Source organism: Mycobacterium sp. E735 (assembly GCF_001666955.1).
In the GTDB taxonomy this organism is placed as follows: domain Bacteria; phylum Actinomycetota; class Actinomycetes; order Mycobacteriales; family Mycobacteriaceae; genus Mycobacterium.
The window spans coordinates 1-15,621 of record NZ_LZIX01000059.1; the positions used below are offsets into that span (position 1 = coordinate 1).

General features: G+C 70.4%; 17 protein-coding genes. 9 read left to right on the forward strand and 8 right to left on the reverse strand.

What is annotated here, in order from left to right:
- A partial coding sequence (locus tag A5704_RS29685; protein WP_231968782.1) for a hypothetical protein occupies nucleotides 1-45 on the reverse strand: 45 nt, incomplete at its 3' end.
- Between A5704_RS29685 and A5704_RS04535 the strand changes: the two genes are divergently transcribed.
- From A5704_RS04535 to A5704_RS04555, 5 genes are read left to right on the forward strand one after another with little or no spacing between them, the layout of a single operon-like run.
- The gene (locus tag A5704_RS04535; RefSeq protein WP_067887570.1) at nucleotides 35-1,174 is read left to right on the forward strand and encodes a hypothetical protein; all 1,140 of its coding nucleotides are present in this window, start codon (nucleotides 35-37) and stop codon (nucleotides 1,172-1,174) included. The genes A5704_RS29685 and A5704_RS04535 overlap by 11 nt on opposite strands.
- A 13-nt stretch (nucleotides 1,175-1,187) precedes the next feature.
- The gene (locus tag A5704_RS04540) at nucleotides 1,188-1,841 is read left to right on the forward strand and encodes a DUF4129 domain-containing protein (RefSeq protein WP_067754220.1); all 654 of its coding nucleotides are present in this window, start codon (nucleotides 1,188-1,190) and stop codon (nucleotides 1,839-1,841) included.
- The gene (locus A5704_RS04545) at nucleotides 1,841-2,986 is read left to right on the forward strand and encodes a DUF4350 domain-containing protein (RefSeq protein WP_067887574.1); all 1,146 of its coding nucleotides are present in this window, start codon (nucleotides 1,841-1,843) and stop codon (nucleotides 2,984-2,986) included. The genes A5704_RS04540 and A5704_RS04545 overlap by 1 nt, the downstream gene beginning before the upstream one ends.
- The gene (locus tag A5704_RS04550) at nucleotides 2,983-3,966 is read left to right on the forward strand and encodes a MoxR family ATPase (RefSeq protein ID WP_067782778.1); all 984 of its coding nucleotides are present in this window, start codon (nucleotides 2,983-2,985) and stop codon (nucleotides 3,964-3,966) included. The genes A5704_RS04545 and A5704_RS04550 overlap by 4 nt, the downstream gene beginning before the upstream one ends.
- A complete protein-coding gene (locus A5704_RS04555; protein WP_067887567.1) occupies nucleotides 3,966-5,288 on the forward strand; it encodes a DUF58 domain-containing protein in 1,323 nt (440 codons plus the stop codon). The genes A5704_RS04550 and A5704_RS04555 overlap by 1 nt, the downstream gene beginning before the upstream one ends.
- A gap of 39 nt (nucleotides 5,289-5,327) precedes the next feature.
- On the opposite strand, the gene A5704_RS04560 is transcribed toward A5704_RS04555, so the two are convergent.
- Nucleotides 5,328-6,320: a stage II sporulation protein M gene (locus tag A5704_RS04560; protein WP_067756645.1), complete on the reverse strand. Its 993-nt coding sequence runs from the start codon at nucleotides 6,318-6,320 to the stop codon at nucleotides 5,328-5,330.
- A gap of 36 nt (nucleotides 6,321-6,356) precedes the next feature.
- Here A5704_RS04560 and A5704_RS04565 point away from each other — a divergent pair, with 36 nt between their 5' ends.
- A complete protein-coding gene (locus tag A5704_RS04565) occupies nucleotides 6,357-7,235 on the forward strand; it encodes an RDD family protein (RefSeq protein ID WP_067756648.1) in 879 nt (292 codons plus the stop codon).
- A gap of 8 nt (nucleotides 7,236-7,243) precedes the next feature.
- On the opposite strand, the gene A5704_RS04570 is transcribed toward A5704_RS04565, so the two are convergent.
- Nucleotides 7,244-7,645: a hypothetical protein gene (locus tag A5704_RS04570; protein WP_067756651.1), complete on the reverse strand. Its 402-nt coding sequence runs from the start codon at nucleotides 7,643-7,645 to the stop codon at nucleotides 7,244-7,246.
- Nucleotides 7,646-7,849: 204 nt separating this feature from the next.
- Here A5704_RS04570 and A5704_RS04575 point away from each other — a divergent pair, with 204 nt between their 5' ends.
- The gene (locus tag A5704_RS04575) at nucleotides 7,850-8,557 is read left to right on the forward strand and encodes a PadR family transcriptional regulator (protein ID WP_067756721.1); all 708 of its coding nucleotides are present in this window, start codon (nucleotides 7,850-7,852) and stop codon (nucleotides 8,555-8,557) included.
- 26 nt (nucleotides 8,558-8,583) lie between these two features.
- Here A5704_RS04575 and glpK read toward each other — a convergent pair whose 3' ends face one another.
- Nucleotides 8,584-10,050 carry a glycerol kinase GlpK gene (gene glpK, locus A5704_RS04580; protein WP_067887576.1) on the reverse strand — a complete coding sequence of 489 codons (1,467 nt, stop codon included), beginning with the start codon at nucleotides 10,048-10,050 and terminating at the stop codon, nucleotides 8,584-8,586.
- Nucleotides 10,051-10,185: 135 nt separating this feature from the next.
- On the opposite strand from glpK, the gene A5704_RS04585 reads away from it, so the two are divergent.
- The gene (locus A5704_RS04585) at nucleotides 10,186-11,658 is read left to right on the forward strand and encodes a glutamate--cysteine ligase (RefSeq protein WP_067756654.1); all 1,473 of its coding nucleotides are present in this window, start codon (nucleotides 10,186-10,188) and stop codon (nucleotides 11,656-11,658) included.
- Between the two features lie 21 nt (nucleotides 11,659-11,679).
- Nucleotides 11,680-12,360 (forward strand): class I SAM-dependent methyltransferase, encoded by a 681-nt coding sequence (locus A5704_RS04590; RefSeq protein WP_067756657.1) that lies wholly within the window; start codon nucleotides 11,680-11,682, stop codon nucleotides 12,358-12,360.
- Between the two features lie 3 nt (nucleotides 12,361-12,363).
- Here the strand turns inward: A5704_RS04590 and egtE are convergent, their stop codons facing one another.
- From egtE to A5704_RS04610, 4 genes are all read right to left on the reverse strand, one after another.
- Nucleotides 12,364-13,512: an ergothioneine biosynthesis PLP-dependent enzyme EgtE gene (gene egtE, locus A5704_RS04595; protein ID WP_067756659.1), complete on the reverse strand. Its 1,149-nt coding sequence runs from the start codon at nucleotides 13,510-13,512 to the stop codon at nucleotides 12,364-12,366.
- Nucleotides 13,509-14,474 (reverse strand): L-histidine N(alpha)-methyltransferase, encoded by a 966-nt coding sequence (gene egtD / locus A5704_RS04600; RefSeq protein WP_067756662.1) that lies wholly within the window; start codon nucleotides 14,472-14,474, stop codon nucleotides 13,509-13,511. The genes egtE and egtD overlap by 4 nt, the downstream gene beginning before the upstream one ends.
- A complete protein-coding gene (egtC, locus tag A5704_RS04605; protein WP_067756665.1) occupies nucleotides 14,471-15,184 on the reverse strand; it encodes an ergothioneine biosynthesis protein EgtC in 714 nt (237 codons plus the stop codon). The genes egtD and egtC overlap by 4 nt, the downstream gene beginning before the upstream one ends.
- A partial coding sequence (locus A5704_RS04610) for an SUMF1/EgtB/PvdO family nonheme iron enzyme (RefSeq protein WP_156736776.1) occupies nucleotides 15,184-15,621 on the reverse strand: 438 nt, incomplete at its 5' end. The genes egtC and A5704_RS04610, both read right to left, overlap by 1 nt.

Here is a 15,621-nt window from a genome sequence, read left to right on the forward strand (position 1 = left end):
GAGCTGCTCCAGCAGCGGGACCGCCACCCGCCGGGTGGTGCGCAGCGCGCGCCGCGCGACGGGGACGGTGAACGGCTACGGCCCGCCGCCGGGATACGGCCCGCCGCCCGGGTACGGCCCGCCGCCCGGGTACGGCCCGCCGCCCGGGTACGGCCCGCCGCCCGGGTACGGCCCGCCGGCGTGGCAATCCGGCCCCCGTGTTCCGGCAGCGGTCAAACCCGGCATCATCCCGTTGCGGCCACTCACCCTGGGTGACATCTTCAACGGCGCGGTCGGTTACGTCCGCGCCAATCCGAAGGCCACGCTGGGGCTGACGACCGTCGTGGTGGTGGTCATTCAGATCGTGACGAAACTCGCCGTGTACGGGCCGCTGGCGGCCTACGGCAGGTTGAGCACCGACCACGCGAAGGAACTGACCACCGGGGTCATCGGCGCCTGGTTGACGTCGATGAGCGCCGGCGTCCTGGTCGCCTGGCTAGGCGGCATGCTGTTGTCCGGGATGCTCACGGTCATCGTCGGGCGGGCGGTGTTCGGCTCGCCGATCACCATCGGCGAGACGTGGGCCAGGATCCGTGGGCGCCTGCTGCCCCTGTTCGGTCTGGCCCTGCTGGAGGGGGCCGCCCTGGCGGTCGTCGCCGGGCTGGTGATCGTGGTCATCGCGGTGCTGGCGGCCATCGGCAACGCCGCGGCGGCGGTCGTGCTGGGTCTGCCGCTGGTGCTGGCCGTGATCGCGCTGTTGATGTACCTGTACACGGTGGTGTTGTTCGCGCCCGTGCTGATCGTGCTGGAGCGGCTCCCGGTCCTGGACTCCATCACCCGATCATTCGCTCTGGTACGCAACGGCTTCTGGCGGGTGCTGGGCATTCGGCTGTTATCACTGCTGGTGACGTCCGTCATCGCGGGGGCGGTCGCGGTGCCGTTCGAGATCGCCAGCAAGTTCTTCCTGGTCAGCACGGCGACCGCGGCTTTCATTGCCAGCACCGCGGTGGCGTCGGTGGGCGCCGCGATCGGCGAGATCATCACCGCGCCGTTCAACGCCGGCGTCATCGCTCTGCTCTACACCGACCGCCGGATCCGCGCCGAAGCCTTCGATCTGGTGCTGCAGACCGGCGCCGCGGGCGGCCCCTACGCGACCGAGTCCACCGACAACCTGTGGCTGACACGGCCGGTCTGAGGACGAGCTGACCGTGCCCTCCATCGACATCGACCGCGATGCCGCCCATCAGGCGGCGCAGGACGAACTCAGCAAGCCGATCTACTCCAAGGGTTCGGCCGGGCAGCAGATGGCCGAGTGGCTCAACGAGATCATTTACCGGCTGCTGCAGAAGACCGCCTCTTTCCCCGGCGGGTGGCTCACGGCCACCGTCCTTTTCATCATGCTGGCAATCGCGTTGGCGGTCGCGATCCACGTCGCGCGGCGCACGATGCGCACCAACCGCGGCGGTGACTATCAGCTGTTCGAGGCCGCGCAGCTCACCGCGGCCCAGCACCGTGCGACGGCCGAAGACTTTGCGGCGCGGGGCGAATGGACCGCAGCGATTCGCCACCGCCTGCGGGCGGTCGCCCGCCAGCTCGAGGAGACGGGTGTGCTGAACCCGGCGCCCGGCCGGACCGCCAACGAACTGGCCGTCGACGCCGGTGCCGCGCTGCCCCACCTTGCCGGCGAATTAGCGCAAGCCGCAACGGCTTTCAACGACGTCACCTACGGTGAGCGACCGGGAACCCAGAGCGCATACCAGATGATCGCCGACCTTGACGAGCACCTGCGCTCCCGCTCGGCGACCGTTCCCGGGGGGCCGGGGCAAACCGCCGCGCCCGACTCGTGGGCGCAGGTGCGGTGATGGCGACCACGGCGGGTCCCCACCCGGCGAGCCCAACGGCGTTGCAGCGCTGGCGATCCTGGCGCTGGGTAATCCTCACGCTGATCGTGCTGGCCGTCATCGCCGGCCTCGATGCCTACCTGACCGCGCCGCGTCCCGGGGCGCGGATGGATCCGGCGTCGACGGGTCCCGACGGCGCCCACGCGCTGGTGACGCTGCTGCGCGGCGGCGGGGTCGACGTCGTTGTCGCCGACAGCATCGCCGATGTCGAACGGGCGGCGCGGCCCGACGCGCTGATCCTGGTGGCGCAGAGCCAATACCTGACCGAGTCGCTGCTGGACCGGCTGTCCCGGGCGCCCGGTGATCTGCTGCTGGTGGAACCAACCTCGCGCACCCGGGAGGCGTTGATGCCAGGCCTGCGCGTGTCGGCGGCCGACACGTTCGACAGCGACCCCGATTGCACACTCCGCGAGGCGACCCGGGCTGGGCCGGTTCGATTCGGCCCGAGCGACACCTACCGCGCCACCGACGGCCGACCGCTAACCCGCTGCTACGACGGCGCGCTCGTGCGCTTCCGCGACGGCGGACGGGCCATCACCGCGGTCGGCAGCACGGAGTTCCTGACCAACGGCGGCCTGCTGCAGGCGGGCAACGCGGCCCTGGCGATGAACCTCGCGGGCGCCCGGCCCCGGCTCGTCTGGTACGCGCCCCACCGGATCGAGGGCGAAGCACCGCCCCCCGGCTCGATCGCCGATCTGATCCCGCAGAACGTGACGTGGATCGTCTGGCAACTGTGGCTTGTCGTGCTGCTGGTCGCCCTCTGGCGGGGCCGGCGGCCCGGCCCGCTGGTCGCCGAGGAACTGCCCGTCGTGGTGCGCGCGTCGGAGACCGTCGAGGGTCGCGGACGGCTGTACCGGTCCCGCCGGGCGCGCGACCGAGCCGCCGCGGCGCTGCGCACCGCCACACTGCAGCGGCTGCTGCCCCGGCTCGGTCTGAACACGGGCGCGTCGGCGCCCGCGGTGACGGGCGGGGTGGCCGCCCGCAGCGGCGCGGATCCGGCGTTCGTCTCCTACCAGCTGTTCGGCCCGCCCCCGGCGACCGACAACGACCTGTTACAACTTGCCCGTGCGCTCGACGACATCGAAAGGCAGGTCACACGGACGTGACGCAGACCCCTTCCCCCGCGGAAACCACCCCCACGGCTGAGTCGGCGCGAGATGCGCTGCTGGCCTTGCGCGGCGAACTCGCCAAGGCCGTCGTCGGCCAGGAGGGGGTGGTCAGCGGCCTGGTGATCGCGCTGCTGTGTCGCGGTCATGTGTTGCTGGAAGGCGTTCCGGGAGTGGCGAAGACGCTGCTGGTGCGGGCGCTGGCGGCCGCGTTGCGGTTGGAGTTCAAGCGGGTGCAGTTCACCCCCGACCTGATGCCAGGCGATGTCACGGGATCCCTGGTGTACGACGCCCGCACGGCCGCTTTCGCGTTCCGTCCCGGTCCGGTGTTCACCAATCTGCTCCTTGCCGACGAGATCAACCGCACCCCACCGAAAACGCAGGCCGCGCTGCTCGAGGCCATGGAGGAGCGTCAGGTCAGCGTGGATGGCGTGGCCCAGCCCCTGCCCGACCCGTTCATCGTCGCCGCGACCCAGAACCCCGTCGAATACGAGGGCACCTATCAGCTGCCCGAAGCCCAGCTGGACCGCTTCCTGCTGAAGCTGAACGTGACTCTGCCGCCACGGGATTCGGAGATCGCCATCCTCGGCCGGCACGCGCACGGCTTCGATCCGCGCGACCTGTCGGCGATAAAACCGGTGGCCGGACCCGCCGAACTGGCAGCCGGGCGCGACGCCGTGCGCAACGTGCTGGTCGCCGACGAGGTGCTGGGGTACATCGTCGACATCGTCGGAGCCACCCGGTCCTCACCCGCGCTGCAGCTCGGCGTCTCGCCGCGCGGGGCCACGGCGCTGCTGGCCACCGCTCGTTCCTGGGCCTGGCTGTCCGGCCGCAACTACGTCACCCCCGACGACGTGAAGGCGATGGCCCGCCCGACGCTGCGGCACCGGGTGATGCTGCGCCCCGAGGCCGAACTCGAAGGGGCCACCCCCGACGGAGTCCTCGACGGAATCTTGGCGTCGGTCCCGGTGCCCCGCTAGTGATCCTGACCGGACGCACCGGGCTGGTCGCGCTGATGTGCGTCCTGCCCATCGCGCTGTCCCCCTGGCCGGCAAGGACTTTCGGAGTACTGCTAGCCACCCTTCTGGCGGTGGTGATCGTGGACATCGGGCTGGCGGCCAGCACCCGCGAGTTGCGCTACGTCCGGTCGCCGGACCGCTCCGCCCGGCTCGCGCAGCAGGTGGACGTCGGACTTCTGATCCACAACGACGGCCGGCGCCGGTTCCGCGGCCAGGTTCGCGACGCGTGGCCGCCCAGCGCGAGCGCGCGGCCGCGCATCCATCCCGTCAACATCCCCGCCGGCCAGCACCAGCACGTCCAGTCCCAACTGCGGCCGGTGCGCCGCGGCGAGCAGCGCGCCGCGGTCGTCACCGCCCGGTCCATCGGCCCACTCGGGCTCGCGGGACGGCAGGGCTCGCAAGCGGTGCCGGGCCTGCTTCGGGTGCTGCCGCCCTTCCTGTCCCGCAAGCACCTGCCGGCGCGACTGGCCAAACTGCGTGAGATCGACGGGCTGCTTCCCACGCTGATCCGCGGGCAGGGAACGGAATTCGACTCACTGCGCGAGTATGTCGTCGGTGACGACGTGCGGTCGATCGACTGGCGCGCCACCGCGCGTCGCGCCGACGTCGTCGTCCGCACCTGGCGTCCCGAACGCGACCGGCGCGTCGTGATCGTGCTGGACACCGGGCGTACCGCGGCGGGCCGGGTGGGCGTCGACCCGACGGCCGCCGACCCCGCCGGCTGGCCCCGCCTGGACTGGTCCATGGATGCCGCGCTGCTGCTGGCGGCGCTCGCGTCGCGGGCGGGTGACCACGTCGACTTCCTCGCCCACGACCGGGTCACCCGCGCCGGCGTTTTCGGGGCGTCGCGCACCGAACTGCTCGCGCACCTCGTGGAGGCGATGGCCCCGTTGCAACCGGCCCTGCTCGAACCGGATTGGACCGCAATGGTTTCCGCCATCGCGCGGCGGGCCCGCCGGCGCTCACTCGTGGTGTTGCTGACCGACCTCAACGCGACCGCCCTCGACGAGGGCCTGCTGCCGGTGTTGCCGCAATTGTCGGCCAAACACCACCTCATGGTGGCGGCCGTCGCCGACCCACGGGTCGACCAAATGGCCGCCGGGCGTTCGGATCCCGCCGCCGTCTACGACGCGGCGGCCGCGGAACGGTCCCGCAATGACCGCCGCGCGATCGCCACGCGGCTGCGCCGCAGCGGGGTGGAGGTCGTCGACGCCCCACCCACCGAGCTGGCGCCCGCCCTTGCCGACCGCTACCTGGCGATGAAGGCCACCGGCCGGCTTTAGCGCCGTGCACCGGCGTCAGGAGATGGCGGGCAATCGGCGCTAGCCGGTGGGTACCACGTCGGGCGCGTCCTCGATGTCACCGGTCTCACCGGCCCGCACGGCGCGGCGACCGAAATACACGATGTAGGCGAGGAAAGCCACCTCGGCGATGACCCCGATGCCAACCCGAACGAAAGTCGGCAGCGGCGAGGGCGTGACCAGCGCCTCGATCAGCCCCGAGACCAACAGCACGCCGGCCAGCCCGATCGCGACCGACACCACGGCGCGGCCCTGTTCGGCGAGCGCCTGGCCGCGCGGCCGGTCGCCGGGCGCGATCACCGACCACCCCAACCGCATGCCGGCGGCACCGGCCAGGAACACCGCCGTGAGCTCGAGCAGCCCGTGCGGTATCAGCAGCCCGAGCAGCAGGCCACCCTTGCCGGCCTGGAACATCAGCCCCGAGATCAGTCCCAGGTTGGCGGCGTTCTGGAAGAGCACGAACGGAATCGGCAGTCCCAGCAGGACCGACGACGCGATGCACTGCGCGGACACCCAGGAGTTGTTCACCCAGATCTGCAGGGCGAACGCGGCGGCGGGATGTTCGCTGTAGTAGGCCGCGATGTCGTGGTTCACCAATTGTTCGATGTCGCTTGGGGTTCCGGCGGCCGACTGCACCTCCGGATTGCCGGCCACCCAGAAGGCGATGATCACGGCCACGGCGTAGAACGCCACGGCGGTGCCCAGCCACCACCGCCACGACCGGTAGGCGACCACCGGGAAGGACACCGCCCAAAACCGCACGAAGGTACTGCTCAACGGAGCATGCGCGCCGGTCACCACGGAACGGGCGCGCGCAACCAGGCTCGAGAGCCGACCGATCAACAGCGAGTCCGACGACGCCGAGCGCAGCGTAGAGAGGTGGGTGGACACCCGCTGATAGAGCTCCACCAGCTCGTCGACTTCGGCGCCGGTCAGTGAGCGTCGTTTCCCGACCAGCCGGTCCAGGCGGTCCCAGGTGCCGCGATGGGCCAGCACGAATGCGTCGACGTCCACCCTGCGCAGCCTAATCGCCCTGTAGCGTTCGGTGTTATGTCGGAGGTGGTGACCGGCGACGCGGTCGTGCTCGACGTGCAGATCGCCCAGTTGCCGGTGCGGGCGTTGAGCGCACTGATCGATATCGCCGTGATGGTCGTCTGCTACCTGCTCGGACTGATGTTGTGGGCCGCCACGCTCACCCAGTACGACTCGGCGCTGAGCACCGCCGTGCTGCTCATCTTCACCGTGCTAGTGCTCGTCGGCTATCCGGTGACGCTCGAAACGGCAACGCGCGGACGGTCGGTGGGCAAGATCGCGATGGGCCTGCGGGTGGTGTCCGACGACGGCGGCCCAGAACGGTTCCGGCAGGCACTGTTTCGGGCACTGGCGGCGGTGGTGGAGATCTGGATGCTGTTCGGGAGTCCGGCCGTCATCTGCAGCATCCTGTCCCCGAAGGCCAAGCGAATCGGCGACATCTTCGCCGGCACCGTGGTCGTGAACGAACGCGGGCCCCGCCTGGGTCCCCCTCCCGTGATGCCGCCTTCGCTCGCCTGGTGGGCCTCGTCTTTGCAACTTTCCGGCCTGTCCCCGGGCCAAGCCGAGGTTGCACGCCAATTCCTCTCGCGTGCACCGCAACTCGATCGCCAGCTACGCCACCAGATGGCATACCGCATCGCCGGCGACGTGGTGTCTTGCATCGCGCCGCCGCCCCCGCCGGGCGCCCCGCCGGAATTGGTGCTCGCCGCCGTGCTCGCCGAACGGCACCGCCGGGAACTCGCACGGCTGCGTCCCGCGATGCCGCAGGCGGTCCCCGCACCGTGGTCAGCCTGGCCGCCGGCGCCGCCGCCGCAGGCCGTCCCGTGGCCGGACCAGGGCGCCGCGCACCAGGCGCCGGCGAATCCCGCGCCGGGCGGTTTCTCACCGCCGAGCTGACGGGTGCGCTAGCCGGAGACGCTTGCCGCCATGAGCAGGACGTCGGCGATCAACAGCGCCCAGCCGAGCAGGGGAACCGCGATCCCACCGCGACGCTTGGCGGTGAACAGCGAAATGACGATGACCACGACGGCGACAGCAGGGGCGCCGTAGAACGCGGTCCCGAAATCGATTCCCCCATGGCCCAGGTTCGGGCAACTGCGGTCGGAGCAACCGCCGGTACTCATCACCGCGCCCAGCGCGAAAAGCATCACGATGGCGGCGGCGGGCACCATGGCCAGCGCCAGGGCCCAGTTGACCCACGGCCATACGTTGCGGCCGCCACTTCTGGGACCGCTGCCGCCCCGCGCGGGGTCGGTCGGGCTGGAGGTTCCGCTGCCCACCGCGAGGTTGGAGTTATCAGCGTTCATCCCAGAGTTCCTACCCGCCGCCCGTCGGGCGCAAACCGGGCGGGCGACGCGAGCAGCGGCCGGCATGGTCGCCGAACCGCAGGTCATCGGGGTTCACTCGGGCCGTCTTCAAGGCAACCGTTGCATCGCGATCGTTTCCGATATATCGTGATACTTCGAAGCGCACAGACGGTGCGCTACCCCGAGAACATGAGGACAACAAACATGAGCAATCCATTCACTCCACCCGTCGGACCGTTCGCCGGTCAGGGCTTCGGCTTCGGCACCGGCCCGGTCCAACGGCGCGCCCTGCACGGCGCCCGGCGCCAAGCCCGGCGCGAATTCTTCGAACACCTGCGCGACCACGCCGGGGACCAGGGCTTCGGCCCCGGTTTCGGTCCGGGCTTCGGCCCGGGTTTCGGCCCCGGATTCGGTCCGGGTTTCGGTTTCGGCCCGGGCGGCCGGCGCGGCGGATGGCGGCGCGGCGGCCCCGGTCGCGGCAAGCGCGGTGACGTCCGCGCGGCCATCCTGGCGCTGCTCGCCGAGCGGCCGATGCACGGCTACGAGATGATCCAGCAGATCGCCGAACGCAGTAACGGACTCTGGAAGCCCAGCCCCGGTTCGGTCTACCCGACGCTGCAGTTGCTGACCGACGAGGGCCTGATCACCGCGAGCGAGAGCGAGGGCAGCAAGAAGCTGTTCGAGCTGACCGACGAGGGCCGCACGGCGGCCGAGAAGGTGGAGACCCCGCCGTGGGACGAGATCGCCGAAGGGGCCGACCCGGGTCACATGAACCTGCGGGCGGCCGTCGGCCAGCTGTTCGGCGCGGTCGCGCAGTCCGCGCACACCGCCACCGCCGAGCAGCAACAGCGCATCGTCGAGATCCTCAACAACGCGCGACGCGAGGTCTACGGCATCCTCGGCGAAGACTGAGCCCGTAGCACACAGCGGACCCTGGATCAGGTCACGTCGACCCAGTCCAGGGTCCGCTGCACCGCCTTGCGCCAACCCGCGTAGCCGGCGGCGCGCTGCTCGTCGGTCCAGGCCGGCGTCCACCGCTTGTCTTCGTGCCAGTTCGCCCGCAGGTCGGACGGACCGGCCCAGAACCCCACCGCCAAACCCGCTGCATAGGCCGCGCCCAGCGCGGTCGTTTCGGCCACCACCGGCCGCACCACGTCGACCCCGAGCACGTCGGCCTGAATCTGCATGCAGAGGTCATTGGCGGTGATGCCGCCGTCCACCTTCAAAACCTCAAGGCGCACACCGGAATCCGCCGCCATCGCGTCCACCACGTCGCGGCTCTGGTAGCAGATCGCCTCCAGCGTCGCGCGGGCGAGGTGCGCGTTGGTGTTGAACCGCGACAGCCCCACGATCGCGCCCCGGGCGTCGGATCGCCAATAGGGCGCGAACAGCCCGGAGAACGCCGGGACGAAATAGACCCCGCCGTTGTCGGTTACCTGACGCGCCAACGACTCGCTTTGCGCGGCACCGCTGATGATGCCCAACTGGTCGCGCAGCCACTGCACGGCGGCCCCGGTGACCGCGATCGAGCCTTCGAGCGCGTAAACGGGTTTGGCGTCGCCGAACTGGTAACAGACGGTGGTCAACAGCCCGTTGTCCGATCGCACGATCGTCTCGCCGGTGTTGAGCAACAGGAAGTTTCCGGTGCCGTAGGTGTTTTTCGCCTCCCCTTCCGACAGGCACACCTGGCCCACCATCGCGGCATGCTGGTCACCGAGGACCCCGGTGATCGGCACCTCGCCACCGACGGGCCCGGTTGCTGCGGAGACGCCGTACGGCTGCGGCGACGACGACGGCGCGATCGCCGGCAGCATCGCACGCGGGATGGCGAAGAATGACAGCAACTCGTCGTCCCAGTCCAGGGTTTCGAGGTCCATCAGCATGGTCCGGCTGGCGTTGGTCACGTCGGTCACGTGCACGCCGCCGCGCGGGCCGCCGGTCAGATTCCACAGCACCCAGGTGTCCGGGGTGCCGAACAGCGCGTCGCCGCTTTCGGCCGCCTCCCGCACCCCGTCGACGTTCTCCAAGATCCACTGCAATTTGCCACCGGCGAAGTACGTCGCCGGCGGCAGGCCCGCCTTGCGGCGGATCACGTCGCCGTGGCCGTCGCGTTCCAGCGCCGAAGCGATGCGGTCGGTGCGGGTGTCCTGCCAGACGATGGCGTTGTAATAGGGCCGCCCGGTGCGCCGATCCCACACCAGCGTGGTCTCCCGCTGATTCGTGATACCAAGGGCAGCAATGTCTTTGGCGGTCAGGTTGGCGCGGTTCAACACCGACATCAGCACCGACGAGGTACGCTCCCAGATCTCCACCGGGTCGTGCTCGACCCAACCGGCACGGGGCAGGATCTGTTCGTGCTCGAGCTGATGCCGAGCGACCTCGGTGCCGTCGTGATCGAAGATCATGCAGCGGGTGCTGGTGGTTCCCTGGTCGATGGCGGCGACGAAGTCGGACACGTCAGGAGTCCATCATGGTCTGCCCGACTCGACAAGCGGCCGGGTTGCTTGCGTTACCGGCGGTAACCCTGTTCCATCGGCGGTGTGGGCGAAGAGGTCAAGCGCACCACGTACACCAGCGCACATCGTCGGGAGTACCAGCGCAAGCTTGAACTTTGCCTGGACGTCCTGGAAACGATGCTCGCGCAGTCGCACTTCGACTCCGACAAGCCGCTCACCGGCATGGAGATCGAGTGCAACCTGGTCGACGCCGATTATCAGCCGGCGATGTCGAACCGCGATGTGCTGGACGCCATCGGGGACCCGGCGTTCCAGCCGGAATTGGGCGCCTACAACATCGAATTCAACGTGCCACCCCACGCCCTGCCCGGACACACCGCGCTGGACCTCGAAGGTGAGGTGCGGGCCAGCCTGAACGACGCCGAGATCAAGGCCGGCCTGGGCGGCGCGCACATCGTGATGATCGGAATCCTGCCCACGCTGATGCCCGAGCATCTGGCCACCGGCTGGATGAGCGACTCGCGCCGGTATGCCGCGCTCAACGAGTCGATCTTCACCGCCCGCGGCGAGGACATCCCGATCAACATCTCCGGCCCCGAACCGCTGAGCTGGCAGGCCGTGTCGATAGCGCCCGAATCCGCCTGCACCAGCATCCAATTGCATCTGCAGGTCGCGCCGGAGACATTCGCCGCCAACTGGAACGCGGCCCAGGCGGTGGCCGGGCCGCAGCTCGCGCTGGGCGCCAACTCGCCATACTTCTTCGGCCACCAGTTGTGGGCCGAGACGCGCATCGAGCTGTTCACGCAGTCCACCGACACCCGGCCCGAGGAGCTGAAGTCCCAGGGGGTGCGGCCGCGGGTGTGGTTCGGCGAACGGTGGATCTCCTCGGTCCTCGACCTGTACCAGGAGAACATCCGCTACTTCCCTCCCCTGCTGCCCGAGGTGTCCGACGAGGATCCGCTCGCCGAGCTGGCCGCCGGGCGGGCACCGCGGCTGTCCGAGATGCGGCTGCACAGCGGCACCGTGTACCGGTGGAACCGGCCGGTCTACGACGTGGTCGACGGGCGACCGCACCTGCGGCTGGAGAATCGGGTGTTGCCGGCCGGGCCGACCGTGGTGGACATGCTGGCGAATTCGGCCTTCTTCTACGGACTGCTGCGTAGTCTGTCCGAGGACACCGATCCCGTGTGGGCGAGCATGGATTTCACTGCGGCACAAGCCAATTTTCTCGAGGCGGCGCGCAACGGCATCGACGCCCGGCTGCAGTGGCCGGGCCTGGGCGAGGTGGCGGCGACCACGCTGGTGCTCGACACGTTGCTGCCGATCGCCGACGATGGGCTGCGCCGCTGGGGCGTGGACGCGGAGGTGCGCGATCGCTTCCTGGGGGTCATCGAGGGCCGCGCGAGGACCGGCCGCAACGGCGCCGGCTGGCAGGTGGCCACCGTGCGCACGCTGGAAGATGCAGGTATGACCCGGCCCGCAGCGCTGGCCGAGATGCTGCGCCGGTACTGCGAGCACATGCACGCCAACGAGCCGGTGCACACCTGGGAGTCCTGACCGCGGGGGTACGTTGAAACCATGCCCGACGATCAGGTCATGGACTGGGACAGCGCCTACCGCGAGCAGGCCCATTTCGAAGGCCCGCCGCCGTGGAACATCGGTGAGCCGCAACCGGAGCTGGCCGCTCTCGTCGCCGCCGGCAGGTTTCGCAGCGACGTGCTGGACGCCGGCTGCGGGGTCGCCGAGCTGTCGTTGGCGCTCGCCGCCCAGGGCTACACGGTGGTCGGTGTCGACCTGACGCCGACCGCGGTCGCGGCGGCCGCCAAGGCCGCCCAGGAGCGGGGCTTGACGACCGCCAGCTTCGTGCAGGCGGACATCACGTCGTTCAGCGGCTATGACGGCCGCTTCTCCACGGTCGTCGATTCCACGCTGTTTCATTCGCTGCCCGTCGAGGGCCGCGACGGCTACCTGAGCTCCATCCACCGCGCGGCCGCGCCGGGCGCCAGCTTGTTCGTCTTGGTGTTCGCCAAGGGCGCCTTTCCCGCCGAAATGCAACCGAAGCCCAACGAAGTCGACGAGGACGAATTGCGCGCGGCGGTGAGCAAGTACTGGGAGGTCGACGAGATCCGCCCGGCCTACATCCTGTCGAATGTCGTCGAGATTCCCGATGCTCCCTTCGAATTCCCGCCGCATGAACGCGACGACAGGGGCCGGATCAAGATGCCCGCCTACCTGCTGACGGCGCACAAGGCGGGCTAGTTTTCAGGCCGACGTCGCCGCGGTCGCGGCGATCAGCGCCTCGGCGAAGGTCTCCAGATCGCCGGCCGTGGTGTCGAGGTGTGGCGAGAGCCTCAGCACCGGCCCGGCCAGCTGCAGGGGCGCCCGCTGCACGCCGACGAAGGTGATCAGGATCCGCCGCTCGGCCAGCAGCCACGACTGCACCACTTGCGGGTCGGCGCCGTCGACGGGCGCCAGCGTGGTGATCGCGCTCGGCTCGTCGACCTCTTCGACCACCGCCCAGCCGGGCACGTCGGCCAGCGCCCGGCGGCTCGCGGCGCCCAGCTCGGCCAGCCGCCCGCGCACCGCCTCCGGCCCGTACGCCAGATGCTCGCCTAACGCCAGCGAGAATCCTAGGCGCGCCGCGACATTGGCTTCACCGAACTCAAGCTGCTGGGCCACCGAGAACGACCCCGCGAGCCAATCCGGCGCCGCCAGCCGCGGCCGCAGGCCCGCCATCAGCTCCCGGCGCACCGCGAGGGCCCCGACCCCGCGCGGCCCGGCGATCCACTTGCGCGACGACGCGTAGGTCACGTCGGCGCCGACCGCGCAGTCCACCTGGCCCAGCGCCTGCGCGGCGTCGACCACGAGCGGCAGCCCCATCTCGCGGCACAGTTGCGCCACCATTGGCAGCGGTTGCACCACACCGCTGTGGCTGCCGACAGCGGTCAGGTGGACCAAATCGGGGGGGTCGGCCTCCAGCGCCATCGCCGCGTCGTCGAGCGCCAACCGGCCATCCCCGAGCGTCGGCAGCAGCTGACGGTCGAATCCATGGGCGGCCAGCAGCGCGAGGTTGGGGCCGTACTCACCCGGCAGGCACGCCACCTTGCGGCGCCCCGCCGGCCAGGCGCCGAGCAGCAGGTCGAGGGCGTTCAGGGAGCCCGTTGTGAACACCACCTCGGCGTCGGGCATGCCGGCCAGCGCGGCGAACGCCACCCGTCCGGCGTCGAGCGCGGGTGCGGCCGCCTCGGCCGCGACGTAGCCGCCGACTTCGGACTCGTTGCGCGCGTGCTGGGCGGCGGCGTCGATCACGGAAAGGCTTTGGCGCGAACACGCCGCGCTGTCCAGGTGCAGCCCGGCCGCCGGCAGGCGGGCCGCCCGCCACCGGTCAGCCAGCGAACCCGCGGGCGTCACTTCACGGCCAGCGACAACCCGAAGTCACCCGCGGCGTCCGTCCACCATCGGGTGGGACGCAACCCCACGCCGGTCAATTCGGCGCTCACCCCGTCCGGGCGGAACTTGCACGACACCTCGGTGAGCATCTCCTCGCCGGCCGCGAAATCCACGGTCAGGTCGAGCGCGTCGACGCGGACCCGCTGGGCGTGGCCGGCGCGCAACCACATCTCGATGCGCTCCTCGTCGGCGTTCCAGCGCGCCACGTGTTGGTATGCCTCGACGTCGAAGTCGGCGTCGAGTTGCCGGTTGATCACCGCCAGCACATTGCGATTGAACGCCGCGGTCACCCCGGCCGAGTCGTCATAGGCCCGCACCAGCCGGTGAATGTCCTTGATCAGATCCGTCCCGAGCAGCAGGCTGTCGCCCGGCCGCATCTGGGCGGACAGGCTCGAGAGGAACTCCGCGCGCGGCCCTGGCGTCAGGTTGCCGATCGTGGACCCCAGGAACACGAAGAGGCGACGCCCGCCGGTCGGGATCTCGGTCAGATGTTCCTCGAAATCGCCGCAGACGGCATTGATTTCGACGCCCACGTATTCCCGTTGGATGGCCGCAGCGGCCGTCGAGAGGATGCCGGCGTCGACGTCGAACGGGACGAACCTGCGCAACGATCCGCGGGCGCGCAGCGCGTCGAGCAGCAGCCGGGTCTTCTCCGAGGTTCCACTGCCGAGCTCCACCAGGGTGTCGGCCTCGCTGGCCGCCGCCACTTCGCCCGACCGGGCGCGCAAGATCTCGGCCTCGGCGCGGGTGGGATAGTACTCGGGCAGCCGCGTGATCTGATCGAACAGATGGCTGCCCAGCGAATCGTAGAACCACTTGGGCGGCAACGACTTCGGCGTCCGCTGCAGGCCGTCGAACACGTCACGGCGCAACGCCTGGTGCGCGGAGTCGGCGGCCAGGTGGTTGGACAGTGTCAGCGTCATCGATAACCTTCCGAGTGATCCAGCGGGGTCAGCGCCACACCCGTCGCGGTGACCTCGACGAGGTGGCAGTCCGGCACTTCCGCCCAACCGGGGTCGTCGTCGTAGGGCTCGCTGGCCAGGACGACACCATCGGCGCGGCGCAGGATCGACAGCGTGTCTCCCCAGGCCGTCGCCAGCAGGCGAGAACCGTTGGCGGCAAGGATGTTCAGCCGCGCGTTCGGGTCGGCGGCCGCGATCTCGGTGATCGTCTCGCCGAGCGCATCGAGGCCGCGCTCGAAGATGGCCGCCGCGAGTAGCGCACTGTCACAGACCGATTCGGCCCGCGAGGTCGGGGGCAACACGGCGCGGTCGACAACTCCGTTGTGCGACAACAGCCATTGGCCGTCGGTGAACGGCGCCGTCGCGCTGACGTCGATAGGCATCCCGACCGTCGCCGAGCGCACCGCGGCCACCACGCAGTGGCTGCGCAGCGCGGGCGCGACGGAGTCGAACGACGCGTCACCCCACAGCGGCGCCGGGCTGCGCCAGCGGCGGGGAACTTGCCGCTCCGCAGCGACATCGAAAAACCCGACACCCCAGCCGTCGGCGTTGAGCAGGCCGTGCTTCTGCCGGCGCGGGGCGTACGACTGCACCCGCAGGCCCGACGGGGGGTCCAGCACAAGCGAGGAGACGGTGACGTCGGCCCCGAGCCAACCGAGGTGGCGGCACATCAGGCGAAATCCTCGGCGTCCCAAGCCAACCGGACACCGGAGAAGATCTGGCGCCGGATCGGGTGGTCCCAGTTGCGGAAGCTCGGCCGCAGGATGCTGGGCTCCACGGCCCACGAGCCGCCACGCAGCACCCGGTAGTCGCCGTCGAAGAACGGCTGGGAATAGCGCTCGTAGATCATCGGGACGAAGCCGGGCCAGGGCCGCAGCGGGGACGCGGTCCACTCCCAGACGTCGCCGAGCATCTGCTCGGCCCCGTACGCCGAGGCGCCGGCCGGGTAGGCGCCGACGGGCGCCGGGCGCAACGCCCCGCCGCCCAGGTTGGCCAGTGCGTCGGACGGGGGCTGCGACCCCCACGGGTAGCGGCGCCGGCGGCCGGTGGCCGGATCCCACGCGCAGGCCTTCTCCCATTCGATCTCGGTGGGCAGCCGCGCGCCGGC